The sequence below is a fragment of the Succinispira mobilis DSM 6222 genome (genome assembly GCF_000384135.1).
Taxonomy (GTDB): domain Bacteria; phylum Bacillota; class Negativicutes; order Acidaminococcales; family Succinispiraceae; genus Succinispira; species Succinispira mobilis.
On record NZ_KB913028.1, the window covers coordinates 1,465,344 to 1,478,029 of the forward strand.

12 protein-coding genes and 1 riboswitch are annotated in these 12,686 nt (G+C 34.3%); of the genes, 3 read left to right on the forward strand and 9 right to left on the reverse strand.

Annotated elements, in window-relative coordinates; genetic code table 11:
- Positions 1-50: 50 nt before the first annotated feature.
- The 8 genes from SUCMO_RS11475 to SUCMO_RS0106980 all read right to left on the reverse strand — a co-directional run bounded on the left by SUCMO_RS11475 (position 51) and on the right by SUCMO_RS0106980 (position 7,908).
- On the reverse strand, positions 51-1,205 hold the full coding sequence (locus SUCMO_RS11475) for a methylated-DNA--[protein]-cysteine S-methyltransferase (protein ID WP_019879904.1): 1,155 nt from the start codon (positions 1,203-1,205) through the stop codon (positions 51-53).
- A 108-nt stretch (positions 1,206-1,313) separates the two neighbouring features.
- Entirely contained in the window at positions 1,314-1,952 is a 639-nt protein-coding gene (locus tag SUCMO_RS0106950; protein ID WP_019879905.1) for a nitroreductase family protein, read from the reverse strand.
- A 143-nt stretch (positions 1,953-2,095) separates the two neighbouring features.
- Positions 2,096-2,959, reverse strand: coding sequence for an MORN repeat-containing protein (locus tag SUCMO_RS10535; RefSeq protein WP_019879906.1), 864 nt, complete (start codon positions 2,957-2,959; stop codon positions 2,096-2,098).
- A 244-nt stretch (positions 2,960-3,203) separates the two neighbouring features.
- Positions 3,204-4,862, reverse strand: a complete 1,659-nt coding sequence (locus SUCMO_RS0106960; RefSeq protein ID WP_019879907.1) for a nucleoside kinase — start codon at positions 4,860-4,862, stop codon at positions 3,204-3,206.
- 27 nt (positions 4,863-4,889) lie between these two features.
- Positions 4,890-5,360: a TspO/MBR family protein gene (locus SUCMO_RS0106965; protein WP_019879908.1), complete on the reverse strand. Its 471-nt coding sequence runs from the start codon at positions 5,358-5,360 to the stop codon at positions 4,890-4,892.
- A gap of 22 nt (positions 5,361-5,382) precedes the next feature.
- Positions 5,383-6,087 (reverse strand): 2-phosphosulfolactate phosphatase, encoded by a 705-nt coding sequence (locus SUCMO_RS0106970; protein ID WP_019879909.1) that lies wholly within the window; start codon positions 6,085-6,087, stop codon positions 5,383-5,385.
- Between the two features lie 120 nt (positions 6,088-6,207).
- Positions 6,208-7,095 carry a cation diffusion facilitator family transporter gene (locus SUCMO_RS0106975; protein WP_019879910.1) on the reverse strand — a complete coding sequence of 296 codons (888 nt, stop codon included), beginning with the start codon at positions 7,093-7,095 and terminating at the stop codon, positions 6,208-6,210.
- A gap of 49 nt (positions 7,096-7,144) precedes the next feature.
- Positions 7,145-7,235, reverse strand: a riboswitch (NiCo riboswitch).
- A gap of 121 nt (positions 7,236-7,356) precedes the next feature.
- Complete coding sequence (locus SUCMO_RS0106980) at positions 7,357-7,908, reverse strand: GNAT family N-acetyltransferase (protein ID WP_019879911.1); 552 nt, start codon at positions 7,906-7,908, stop codon at positions 7,357-7,359.
- Between the two features lie 222 nt (positions 7,909-8,130).
- Here SUCMO_RS0106980 and ahpC point away from each other — a divergent pair, with 222 nt between their 5' ends.
- Positions 8,131-8,694, forward strand: coding sequence for an alkyl hydroperoxide reductase subunit C (gene ahpC, locus SUCMO_RS0106985; RefSeq protein WP_019879912.1), 564 nt, complete (start codon positions 8,131-8,133; stop codon positions 8,692-8,694).
- 13 nt (positions 8,695-8,707) lie between these two features.
- The gene (gene ahpF / locus SUCMO_RS0106990; protein WP_019879913.1) at positions 8,708-10,234 is read left to right on the forward strand and encodes an alkyl hydroperoxide reductase subunit F; all 1,527 of its coding nucleotides are present in this window, start codon (positions 8,708-8,710) and stop codon (positions 10,232-10,234) included.
- 95 nt (positions 10,235-10,329) lie between these two features.
- Here the strand turns inward: ahpF and SUCMO_RS11015 are convergent, their stop codons facing one another.
- Positions 10,330-11,358: an MORN repeat-containing protein gene (locus tag SUCMO_RS11015; RefSeq protein WP_019879914.1), complete on the reverse strand. Its 1,029-nt coding sequence runs from the start codon at positions 11,356-11,358 to the stop codon at positions 10,330-10,332.
- 327 nt (positions 11,359-11,685) lie between these two features.
- Between SUCMO_RS11015 and SUCMO_RS0107000 the strand changes: the two genes are divergently transcribed.
- A complete protein-coding gene (locus tag SUCMO_RS0107000) occupies positions 11,686-12,585 on the forward strand; it encodes a PhzF family isomerase (RefSeq protein WP_019879915.1) in 900 nt (299 codons plus the stop codon).
- Positions 12,586-12,686 lie beyond the last annotated feature (101 nt).

Consider the following 12,686-nt stretch of genomic DNA (forward strand, 5'->3'; position numbering starts at 1 on the left):
TCGGTTTCTAAACTACTATTTACTAATTAAGACAGCTTATTTTTTTTATATTAGTTTCTACGCATCGCCCGAATTTCGTTTTTAACAAGCAAAGAAACTCGACAAGATTCAATAATTTTTTGCACTGCTTTATTGTGAGTAAAGTCATCTAACAAATTGTTTTGCAAATACGCTTTAGTCAACGCTGGTGCTTTAAGAAAACAAGTTGCAATTACCCAGGCCACTGCCATCTTTACGTAGTACCCGTCATGCTTAATTTTATCTAAAGCCGCTAACACTTGCGCAGCATATTCCTCATCTAAATAATATTCTAAAAACATTACAACTGCAAAACGGACTTCAAATTCTTTTTTAGAAGCAAGATAAGGCTGCAAAAAATTCCAGACCTGTGCTTTATTATTTTTAGCAAATTTCAACCCATTACAAAAATTGTCGCAGATTGCCCAATTATTTATTTGCGGTACAAATACTTTTATATGGTGAAGCCGCTCTTCTAAACTACAGTTAGCATAACCAATAATCATACCTTGTAGCATAACTTCTTCAAAATGCTCTTGTGGTGCTACTTTTAAATATGAGCGCCAATCCTCTTTAAGCATATTTTTAGCTATTTTTCGCAAAATTGGCACACGAACTCCCAGTATATTATCTATATTCGGAACTAAACTTTTAGAAAATGCTTGGTATTTTTCTTCCGCTAATTCTTGTAGTTGCTGCTTTATTTGTTGGGGACATACTTGCGCTCCTGCTACTGCCAATTTTTCTAAGTTTAAGAGACTTTCTTTTAAACTTAAGCCTGCTGCAAAACCTATTAAGCTGCCTGTAACACCAATAACTCGATGACAAGGTATAAATATCAACAAAGGATTTTTATTATTAGCAGCCCCCACCGCCCGATATGCTTCTGGTTGACCAATTTTTTCAGCTATTTCTTTATAAGTTGCAGTTTCACCGTAGGGAATTTCACTCAAGGCTTGCCAGACTTTTTTTTGAAATGCTGTTCCTTGAGGGTTCAAAGGTAATTTAAATTCCTGCCGTTCCCCTAGGCAATATTCCTGTAATTGTTGTTGTGCTTTTTTCAAAATATAATTTAACTTATCTTGTTCTACAGGAATTTCATCTTGTACATAAGAAACTCTAATAATTTTCTTATCTTGTTCTTCAATGCAAAAATTCCCTAGGGCTGTTGTTACATATGCTTTCATCTTCCACCTCCAACTTATATTTGAAGTATACCTTAAAACAATATTTTTGTCTGCTAATGGTAAAGAAAAAATCGCTCAATTAAGCGATTTTTTTCCTGTCTTTATAATTTAATCAATTATCGTCATAACAGCTTCCACAGCTTTACGCGGTGGATTTTTTATATCAGTTCTTGCTGGTACACCTAAAGTTGACATCGCCGCCAAGTAAAAACCGGGTTTGGCAAAACCAAGATATTCACTAATTTCCTTATCAGCATAAGTTGCGCCTGTCATCCAACAAGTTCCATATCCCATATTTGCTGCAGCCAACTGTAGGTTTTGAATCGCCGCCCCAATATTTTGAATACCAGGGTTAGGTTTAGTGTATTCTAAGGCCTGTGCTTTATCTAATGTACTGTATTCCAGCAAATCGTCTGCCAAAGTTGGATATGGACCTGCATAAACCAAAATTAACATTGGCGCCCCCCTAAAAGCAGTATTATATTTCAGAGCTGCTCGAAACGCTTTTTGCTTAGCTTCATCTGTTAAATAAGCTGCCAATTCAGCATTTTTTTCTTCAACTAACTTTACAATTTTTTCGATTTTTTCTTGATTCTTAACTACCACAAAATGCCAGTTTTGTAAATTTTTGCCTGAAGGAGCATAAGTAGCTGCCTGAATAATCGCCGCTAAGTCTTCCGGTTTTACTACTTCATTTGTAAATGTTCTTACACTATGTCGCTTATAAATAAATTCTAAATTGTTCATTATTTTTGCCTCCGTTGGTTAATTATATATTTAATAAAATTCAATCATCCCCCCTAATAGGTTGTGATGAAATTCACTAAATTATAATACTATTATTGTATACATAATGCAAGAGGTTTAATGCAAAAACACTTTTTTATCTACTAACCTAGATATTCACCATATAACCAATACCCTTCTAGGCGTGTTCCATCAGATAAATATTTAATTCCTAAACCATCAGGCAAACCTTCAAAAACCTCGCCTTCATAACGAGAACCATCCTCATACTTGATTTTACCAATACCAGTGGCTTTCCCATTAATAAAGTCGCCCTCATAAGATTTGCCATTGGACCATTTAAAAATACCTGTACCTTGATATTTCCCATTTATAAAATCGCCTTTATACATATCTCCATTAGACCACTTAAAAGTTCCTTGTCCATGGTAATTTCCCTCTATAAAGTATCCCTCATAATAGTTTCCATTAGCCCATTTGAAAGTTCCTTTGCCATGATACTTTCCTTGGAAAAAATCTCCTTCATAATAGTTACCATTAGACCATTTAAATATTCCTTTTCCTTGATATTTCCCGTTTACGAAATCGCCTTTATACATATCTCCATTAGCCCAAGCAAAAACTCCTTTTCCATAATAGCTGCCGTTAACAAAACTGCCTTCATAATAATCACCGTTTGTCCATTTAAAAATCCCTTTTCCATGATATGTGTTTTCAGCAAAATCACCTTTGTAAAAATCTCCTGAAATTAGTGTATATACCCCTTTACCTTGATATTTGCCATTGACAAAATCTCCCTCATATTTTGAGCCATTTAGATATATATATACTCCCTTACCATGCATAGTACCATTAACAACATCACCTTCGTAAACATCACCATTAGAAAATTTTATTGTTTCTTTTGCACTAACTATATTTTCAGTATAACCAAGACCACTTCCAAAAATAGCAACTAGAAAACTAATTAACATCAGTCTAAGCAAAAATTTAGCCGTTGTTTTCATTGTCAACCCTCCTATTTTTGAACCAATTTTCTAATTATATCTTGCAACTATTTTTTTAATTTTGCAAATATTTATCTCGTATTTCATCTCAAAATTCTATATTTTATCTAACTGGAAAAATTTTATTAATTAGCACTGCTAATTTTTATTTTCATTTCTCCCAATCTTAATTTTATAGTGATTTTAATATTTTATATTAAAATCACTATTGTCTTGCCTGAAATTAAATACTCTCTTATAACGTTTAATCAAAAAAACAAGATTTACCTATAAACTCACGTAAAATAGAATTAAGAGGAATTTCCGCATCAGTAACAGGCGCAAAATAAGATAATAATCTAATTAGGCGTCTTGCTTCGCCGTGTTCTTTATGTTCAGTGCCTATTTTTTCTAATAGAGGAATAGCAAAGCTTCCCAATACTGCCAATTCATAAATTAAAGCTGAGTTAAACATTAAATCTGCATCTTCTGAATACGGGAAAATATTTTTTTCTTCACCACGCATTACGGAAGCCCACATTTTCAGTGTATTCAATGCATCACGATTTCTAAATTGACTATCTCTAACAATTCTGCGAATAAGTCGCGCATCAGTAGTTGGAATTCTATTGTGTTCATCAATTGCAATTTGTGTCATTGCACTAATATGAATTTTAATCTTATGATGCTTAGATACGCTAGCTGTAAGTTTTTCGTTTAACGCATGAATTCCTTCTATTATCACTAACTTTCGCTTTCCTAACTGTACTTTTCTACCAGACGCCACTTGTTTGCCAGTAGCAAAATCAAATCTAGGTAATTCCACCTCTTCTCCCAATAACATTCTGCGTAAATGTTCCTTAAAAAGTTCAACATCAACAACCTCTAAAGACTCCAAATCCAATTCACCTTTGGGCTTGGCAATTTTCTCCCGATCAATAAAATAGTCATCTAAAGAGATTTTTATCGTATCAATTCCCAATACTTTTAATTGCACACTTAACCTTTGAATAAACGTCGTCTTTCCTGACGAGGAAGGTCCTGCCACCAATATTATTTTAAAGCGATTGATATTATTCATAATATAATCTGCTATTTCAGCCATTTTTTTCTCATGTAATGCTTCCGCCATTAAAATAACATTGTTAATGTCACCAGCTTTCACATATTCGTTCAACCGTCCAATATAATCGCACTCAACAATTTCAGCCCATCTTTCAGCCTCTAAAAAAACTTTTGCTAATTTAGGCATTTCTTCAAATTGTGGCAATTTATATGGTTCCTCTTGCAAAGGAAATCTTAAAATCATTCCTGGTTCGTAATATCTAAGCTCAAAAGTTTTTATGTAACCTGTACTTGGAACCATTGTCCGATAAAAATAGTCATACCCTTCCCCACAAAAATATATGCCTGTATTTTGACGATTACTCTGTTTCAGGAGCTTAACTTTTTCAACTTCTCCCACAGCTTCAAACAATGCCACGGCTTCTTCAATACTTATCGTCTTTTTTTCAATAGGCAAATCTTCAGCAACTAATTCACGCATTCGCTTTTCAATAGCCTGAACATCAAAAAAATTCAATGGATAATCTAATCTAAATTCACAATAAAGCCCTTTACTCAACGAGTGTTCTACAATTAACCTGCCCTTCGGAAAAATTTCTCTAGCAGCTAAAACCATTATAAAAATCAGACTTCGCTGATACACTTTGAAACCGACTTCTGTTGCCAAGTCAAAAAATTCTACGACACAATCCTCATTAATCTTAGTGGACATATCTTTCAAATTATTATTAATCATCGCTGCAACGATTGGTGTTCTGTAAAATCTCAAAAAATCTTCACTTATTTTAAGTAAACTTACACCTTTGGAATAAGCGTATTCATCCCCATTAATACGTATTATAACTTTTTTAGCAAGCATAAACTCACATCCTCATCTTTGATTCAATTAGTGATTTAAAATCCACAAGCTATAATTCAAATAGCTAGCAAAACAAACCCAGGCTAAATATGGATATAGCAAATAGGATGTCTGTTTAGAAATGCGTCTAAAATAAACAATTGTCCAAACAATTGCCACTAATAATAGTATCATAACCAAAAATCCCAAATACGGAGAACGTAAACCAAAAAACACCGCTGACCAAACTACATTAAGAAAAAGTTGTCCACAAAAAATTCGCATGGCTCTTTTCCGTTGCACTAAAAATTCACTTGTCCAAATTTTATAAAAAGCAACTGCCAACAAGAAATATATAAAATTCCATACAGGTGCAAAAATCCAGTTAGGTGGTGATAAATGCGGCTTTAACAAGCCCAAATACCAGGTATTAACAGACATTTTAGTAAATATACTGCCTATAAAACCCGCTCCAAAACACAATATCAAGCTAAGCCCAAACTTAGGTATACTTTTCATTGCTACACCCCCAAGTTAAATTTTAAAAAACACTTATTTTGCCAGCTCTATAAACAGGAACTACATCACAAAGATCTTTTTGAAGGCAATAATTCAAATCATCTAAGTAGCCTAATTCTAATAAGCGTTTGCCATTTTTGCTTTGGCTTACAAATTCTTTTAGATTTTCAGACGCACTTTTGTACATTAAATAAGTGGCTATTGCAGAATCACTCCGCATATGGGTATCTGATAAATTATCAACCAAGGCTCCTGCACAAACTGCATCTTCTAAAGAAAATTGTCGATCCGTACCTGCACAAACAATAATGATATCTTTTCGCCAGCTTACCGCCTGTTGACAAACTGCTTTAGCGTTAATAAATGAACCAATCAAGCTGGTCTTTGCAGTTTTTGTAGCTTCAATTGCAATAGTTCCATTACTTGTAGTCATAATAATACTCTTATCTCTAACTGCCTCAGGGGTAAATTCTAAAGGCGAATTACCAAAATCAAATCCAGCAATCTTTACAGATTGTCTTTCACCTGCAAATAGAGCTGGAGAAATTTGTTTCCCTAAAGCCTTCGCTATATCTAAACTAGAAACAGGAAAAATATTCTTGCAACCATTAGACATAGCTGTAACAATGCTAGTCGTAGCCCGAAAAACATCTAGTATAATACATATTTTATCAGTTATATCAACTTGCTCTAAATTTATAGGTAATAATGCAACATCTACTTTCACTACTTCACCTTCTTCAATTTATTAAAGTTTTTTCCGTTGTCCATTTGCGCAACTATATAAAAAGCAAAACTGACTTGCTGTAATTATACATTAACGCAAGTCAGTTTTAAAAGCAACCTTTCATTTTTCTTTTTCATATGGCTCTGGATGTATCGTTACTTCACAGGGAGCAAAAATTTGCTTAAGTTCATATTCCACTTCATCACAAATAAAATGTGCTTGTTGCAATTTTAACTCTCCATCTAGAAAAATATACAAGTCAATTAACCTTTTACTTCCAGAACGTCTTGAATGAATATGCCGATACCCTCTAATCAAAGGGTTTTTATCTAAAAGACTTTGTATTATCAGTCGCTCTTCTTCTGGCAGCGCTACATCTATTAACTCATACACATTTTTCTTCGTCATACTATAACCCGCTTTAAAAATTATAATAGCAACTAACATAGCAATTATAGGATCTAGCCAATATAATCCTGTTATTTTTATTGCAACCAAGCCTAACAAAACACCCACGCTCGTCCAAATATCGGCCTGCAAATGCAAAGCATCCGCTTCAAGCGCATGTGATTGTGTTGCTTTCGCTACTTTTAATAAGTTTTTCGAAACAAAATAGTTTATCACAATAGAAATTAACATTACTACAATACCATATTCTAAAAATTGAGGAACTTCGTGCGCCGAAAACTTCTGTACTGCCTCATATATTATCCATATTGCGGCAAATATAATTAACAATGCCTCTACTGCACCCGATAAATTTTCAATTTTTCCATGCCCATAAGTATGTTTTTTATCAGGTTTTTTATCTGAATTTGCAACCGCTAAATAAGCAATACAAGCCGCCAATAAATCTACTGCCGAATGTGCGGCTTCTGAGACAATACTTACTGCCCCAGTAAAAACTCCTATCCCTAATTTTAAAAGCACTAAGATAAAATTAGAAATAACAGAAACTTTAGCAGCGCCTGTTTTACTACCAAAAAATTTTTCTATCAACTGATTCATACTTCCTCCCCTGCTACTTGAACAATAAAAATAGCCTATGGAACAAAAACATTGTCCCACAAGCTTAAATAATCTTGCTGCCATTTCGGCCCAGCTGTGTTAGCGCAGTAATATGCTAAACGCCTGCTTATTTGTACCATCTATATTAATAATATTGATGATACCATATGCTAAAAAATAATACAATAACTTTCTTTTCTATTGGGCAATCAATTTATAATCATAAAACTAACTTACTTACACCTATTGACTATAATTTTATTATATCGCCTGCAATTTTTGCCACCTTTTCTTAGTTAAAAAACTTACATGTTCTGTTCTAAATTCATCCAATAAACTCCAGTAAACATCTTTATTAGTGTGACTATAAATAAAACCACACTTTTTTTGGACACTTCTTGACTGTTCGTTACCTGAAAAATTACCACACCATAATTTTTCTAGTTGCAAAGTTTCAAACGCATATTGCATAACTGCATTTAGTGCCTCTGGAGTTAACCCCTTACCCCAAAACGGTTCAGCTATCCAATAACCTACTTCAGCTTCATCAACTGCTATATCTTTAACATTACTTTTTTCTCCAAATAATAAGCCTATACAACCTATTGGACAATTATCTTGCTTTAAACAGATAGCGTATGTTTCTGGCTCTGACAATATGCTGGCAATTATTTCTTGACTATTAGCGATACTAGTATGTACTGGCCAACCAGCAACAGGTCCTATTAAAGGATTTTTTGCAGATTCATATAAGCTAGGCGCGTCACTAATCAACCAAGGACGTAATCTTAATCTTTTTGTTTCTATTATCATTTTTTATCATATCCTCTATAATAGCTACTTTATATTTATTTTTTCTTAAATCTTTTATTTTATTCTAGCACAAACTTGCGTCTTGTTCGAATTATTTTAGACTAACTATTGACAAAGGATATTTAAGGTGCGATAATAATTACCAGATGATAATTATTATCCGTTAGTTTTTATTAAACGGATAATATCAAAAATTAAAACACTATTAGGAGGTAATTTATTATGTCATTAATCGGAACTGAGGTAAAACCATTTAGTGCTCAAGCTTATCACAACGGTAATTTTATAGAGGTAACAGAAGCTAATTTCAAAGGAAAATGGAGTGTTGTTTGCTTTTATCCCGCTGACTTTACTTTTGTATGCCCTACTGAACTTGAAGATTTACAAAACAACTATGAAGCCTTGCAAAAACTAGGTGTAGAAGTTTATTCTGTATCTACAGATACGCATTTTACCCATAAAGCATGGCACGATACTTCAGATGCTATCGGTAAAATAACATATATAATGATTGGTGACCCATCACATACTTTATCTAGACATTTCGAGGTTTTAATCGAAGAAAAAGGTTTAGCAGATCGCGGCACCTTTATTATTGACCCAGATGGTATTGTCCAAGCAATCGAAATTAATGCTGGCGGTATTGGTCGTGATGCAAGCATCTTAATTAATAAAATAAAAGCTGCCCAATATGTTCGCAATAACCCTAAAGAAGTTTGCCCAGCAAAATGGCAAGAAGGCGCTGAAACACTTAAACCTAGTTTGGACTTAGTAGGAAAGATTTAAGAGGTAACTAGCTATGGTACTAGACAAGGAAATCCGTGAACAATTAGCACAATATCTTGAATTACTAGAAGCGCCAATTTTAATAAAGCTAAGTGTTGATAATGATCCTATTTCCCAAGATATGACTAATTTAGTCAATGAGTTGGCCGAGTTGTCTTCTAAAATAACTGTTGTAAATACTAAGTTAGCTAGAACACCTAGTTTCAGTATTAATCGAGTTGAACAAGATATGGGCGTAACTTTTGCGGGCATTCCACTAGGCCATGAATTTACGTCTTTGGTTCTAGCGCTTTTACAAGTCAGTGGTCGAGCCCCAAAAGTGACTGAGCAAATAATTGAACAAATAAAAACAATCTCCGGCAACTTTAATTTCGAGTCTTATATTAGCTTAAGTTGCCATAATTGCCCAGAAGTAGTTCAAGCTTTAAATCTACTTAGTATTATTAACCCTAATATTACGCACACAATGATTGATGGTGCTACCTTTAAACAAGAAATAGCCGATAAAAATATTATGGCTGTCCCTTGCGTCTACTTAAACGGCGAGCTATTCGATAGCGGACGCATGAGTCTCGAAGAGATAATTACAAAAATAGCCCCCGCTTTAGAAACTACGGAGTTTACTAACAAAACCTATGATGTTTTAATTGTCGGTGGTGGTCCAGCAGGTGCAAGTGCTGCAATTTATGCGGCTCGCAAAGGCCTAAGTACAGCAATTCTTGTGGAGCGTTTTGGTGGGCAAATTCAAGATACTATGAGCATTGAGAATATTGCCGGAATCAAACACACCCAAGGACCAAAATTAGCTCAAAATTTAGAAGAACATGTTCGTGAATATAATATTGAGCTCTTTAAAGTTCAAAAGGCGGTAAAACTTCATAAAAACAACTTACTCGAATTAGAGCTAAATAGCGGGGCTAAAGTACAGGCTAAAACTTTAATTTTAGCAACTGGAGCTCGATACCGCCAATTAGGAATTCCAGGCGAAAATGAATTTAAAAACAAAGGTGTAGCCTATTGCCCACATTGTGATGGCCCTATTTTTAAAGGTAAGCGTGTGGCCGTTATCGGCGGTGGAAATTCAGGTGTTGAAGCAGCTATTGATTTAGCCGGAATTGTCGAACATGTAACCTTATTCGAATATTTGCCTGAATTAAAAGCTGACATCGTTTTGCAGCAACGTCTCTACAGCCTGCCTAATGTAACAGTTTTAAAAAATGTGCAAACCGCGGAGATTATCGGCACCGAAAAAGTAACTGGAATTAGTTATATTGACCGCGCAACTAACAACACCATAAAAGTTGACTTAGAAGGAGTTTTTATCCAAATTGGGCTTATTCCCAATACTGACTGGCTAAAAGATTCTCTAGAATTAAATGCTTGTGGCGAAATTATTGTAGATAGTCGTGGAGCAACTAATATTCCTGGCGTATTTGCAGCTGGTGACTGCACTAATACCCCATACAAACAAATTGTTATTTCTATGGGTTCTGGAGCAACAGCCGCCCTAAGTGCCTTTGATTATTTAATTCGCAACTAAATATAACTATTAAAACCCCTAGTTTATTGAGCTTATACTCATAAACTAGGGGTTTTACATTAGAATTATACATAAACAATAAAAAGGTTATTTTGTTAATAGTCTTTACTTGAACCAACCTCAGCTTTCTTTTCAAGAATATAACTAGTTTGAGGATGACCATAAAAAATCGTCACAGCAAAAGGAAATCTCCACGGAAACTGACTTTTGCCCCAAGAGGAAGGCAATTGCGGGATTTGATGTTTTCCCACCAATATTCCTAATTTATATCCTTCTCCTAAATTCCATGCAGCTTTCGAATCAAACTTGGCATCAGCTTCTGTATAAGGAATTCCATATCGTCCTGTAAGGCCTCTTTTTACGTAATGAAATTTATCTAAAATCTGGTCTTCATTGGCATATATTTGTACTGTAACCTGATACATTTTTCCTTGATAAAAGAATATTTCAACTCTAGCAGGCTCATCGTTATAAGTACTAACATATATTTGCCAACTTTGCTCTGATTTTTTGTCTGAACCAATGCGTGTAGTATTACTACGTTCGCCCATTATCTGTTTTGCCTCATTTTCCGTAGCACCCCAAGAAATTCCGAGCACTTTATCTGTTTTGAGTTTTATTACTGGCTCACCATTACTCCATTCTCCTTCATGTACAATCTCTCCCTTGGAATTTCTACTCGTACCATAACCATTTTGTAGTCCAGCTTTCCACTCGCCATCATAAGTATTCCCTACCCCAAATTTAAAAATACCCTGCCCTTCCCGAACACCATTCTTGTAATTCCCTATATATGAATCACCATCAGACCATTTTATATTTACTTTACCATTTAGTTTTCCTGCGAACATTTCTCCATCTGCTTGAACTGTAGTTTCTTTACCATCTTTGCCCTTAAAAACATATTGCAACTTTCCATACCCCTCTGCAACACCATTTACAGCTGGACCAATCCATGATGCTGATACTATATTTACATTCTCATCCCAAAATACTATACAAAATTTAATGCCATTTGTTGGATCACTTATCCATTTTTCATTAGTTGCCATAGCAATTGTGCTATGGCCAAAAATAACTAAAAATGCACTTAGTGTTAATATTACTTTTTTTAATAAATTCATACAAACTCCTCCATTAAATTAAATTCACACTACCAATCCGACAATCTATATTTTCATTATAGCATATGCTTGAGGTAATTTTTAAAACATTATGTGATAATAAAAACACCTTTTGTTTTAGTCTAACTAAACTAAAACAATTACAAGTTTTGTGTTTTTAATTACAAATCATGCCAATACTTAAATTACCTTGCTTACTAAAATTATTTAAACATTATTAATTACTTTACTATACATTAGAATAGCAACTACCCTTTAAGTGGGGTCTTGCGAAAAAATTTCTTTAATCTATAATTAACATATACTTATAGTATTGGAGTTGGAACTATGAAAAAATATAGGCTTTATCAAGTTGATGCTTTTACCAAAGAAATATTTAAGGGAAACCCAGCTGGAGTAGTCACTAATGCTGACGGCTTAACTGAAATACAAATGCAACAAATAGCTCGTGAATTAAACAATTCCGAAACGGTATTTATCTTTCAGGCTGATAATCCTAACTATACGACATATTTACGTTATTTTACCCCTACTAATGAGGTCCCGATCTGTGGTCATGCTACTATCGCCGCCCATTATGTGCGAGCTCTAGAAAACAACCTTGCAAGTCAAACTATCTATCATAAAACTGGGGCGGGAATTCTACCTGTTCATATTGAAAAGTTAAACAATGATTATAAAATTACTATGGTTCAAGGACAAATAGAATTCGGTAATTACTTAATTGATAAAGAAAAAACTATTCTTCTTAAAGCTTTAGGCTTATCTGAAACAGATTTGTTAACTACGCATCCAATTCAAATAGTATCCACTGGTCATTCGAAAGTTCTCATTGGTATTAAAGATATTAACCTTTTACACAACCTACAGCCTGAGCATCGTGTATTAAGCGAACTTAGCCAAAAGATAGATTGCAATGGTTACTATGTTTATACATTCGATCCAACCTCAGAAATTACAGTAAATGGTCGAATGTTTGCACCCGCTATTGGCATAACCGAAGACCCTGTTACTGGTAATGCCAACGGCCCCTTAGGAGCCTATCTGATTCAACAGCAATTAGTAAAAACACCTGCTACAAATTATAGTTTTAAAGCTAAACAAGGTGAAGCTATTGCTCGCACTGGAATTATCGAAGTCAATGTCCGCTTAGAAAATCATAAACCTTTGGAGGTTAGTATCTCTGGCAATGCTGTCATTGCTTTTCAAACAGAACTGCTCTTGTAAAAATATAAGCTGTATCAATCTTGGCTGTAGTGACCCCATAAAATAATAGAAAGCACAGTAGCATTATAACTACTGCGCTTTCTATTATTTTATTTACAACT

Coding starts and splice junctions, on each gene's coding strand:
- SUCMO_RS11475 (WP_019879904.1), bottom strand. CDS start 1,205: ATGAAAGCATATGTAACAACAGCCCTAGGGAATTTTTGCATTGAAGAA.
- SUCMO_RS0106950 (WP_019879905.1), bottom strand. CDS start 1,952: ATGAACAATTTAGAATTTATTTATAAGCGACATAGTGTAAGAACATTT.
- SUCMO_RS10535 (WP_019879906.1), bottom strand. CDS start 2,959: ATGAAAACAACGGCTAAATTTTTGCTTAGACTGATGTTAATTAGTTTT.
- SUCMO_RS0106960 (WP_019879907.1), bottom strand. CDS start 4,862: ATGCTTGCTAAAAAAGTTATAATACGTATTAATGGGGATGAATACGCT.
- SUCMO_RS0106965 (WP_019879908.1), bottom strand. CDS start 5,360: ATGAAAAGTATACCTAAGTTTGGGCTTAGCTTGATATTGTGTTTTGGA.
- SUCMO_RS0106975 (WP_019879910.1), bottom strand. CDS start 7,095: ATGAATCAGTTGATAGAAAAATTTTTTGGTAGTAAAACAGGCGCTGCT.
- SUCMO_RS0106980 (WP_019879911.1), bottom strand. CDS start 7,908: ATGATAATAGAAACAAAAAGATTAAGATTACGTCCTTGGTTGATTAGT.
- ahpC (WP_019879912.1), top strand. CDS start 8,131: ATGTCATTAATCGGAACTGAGGTAAAACCATTTAGTGCTCAAGCTTAT.
- ahpF (WP_019879913.1), top strand. CDS start 8,708: ATGGTACTAGACAAGGAAATCCGTGAACAATTAGCACAATATCTTGAA.
- SUCMO_RS11015 (WP_019879914.1), bottom strand. CDS start 11,358: ATGAATTTATTAAAAAAAGTAATATTAACACTAAGTGCATTTTTAGTT.
- SUCMO_RS0107000 (WP_019879915.1), top strand. CDS start 11,686: ATGAAAAAATATAGGCTTTATCAAGTTGATGCTTTTACCAAAGAAATA.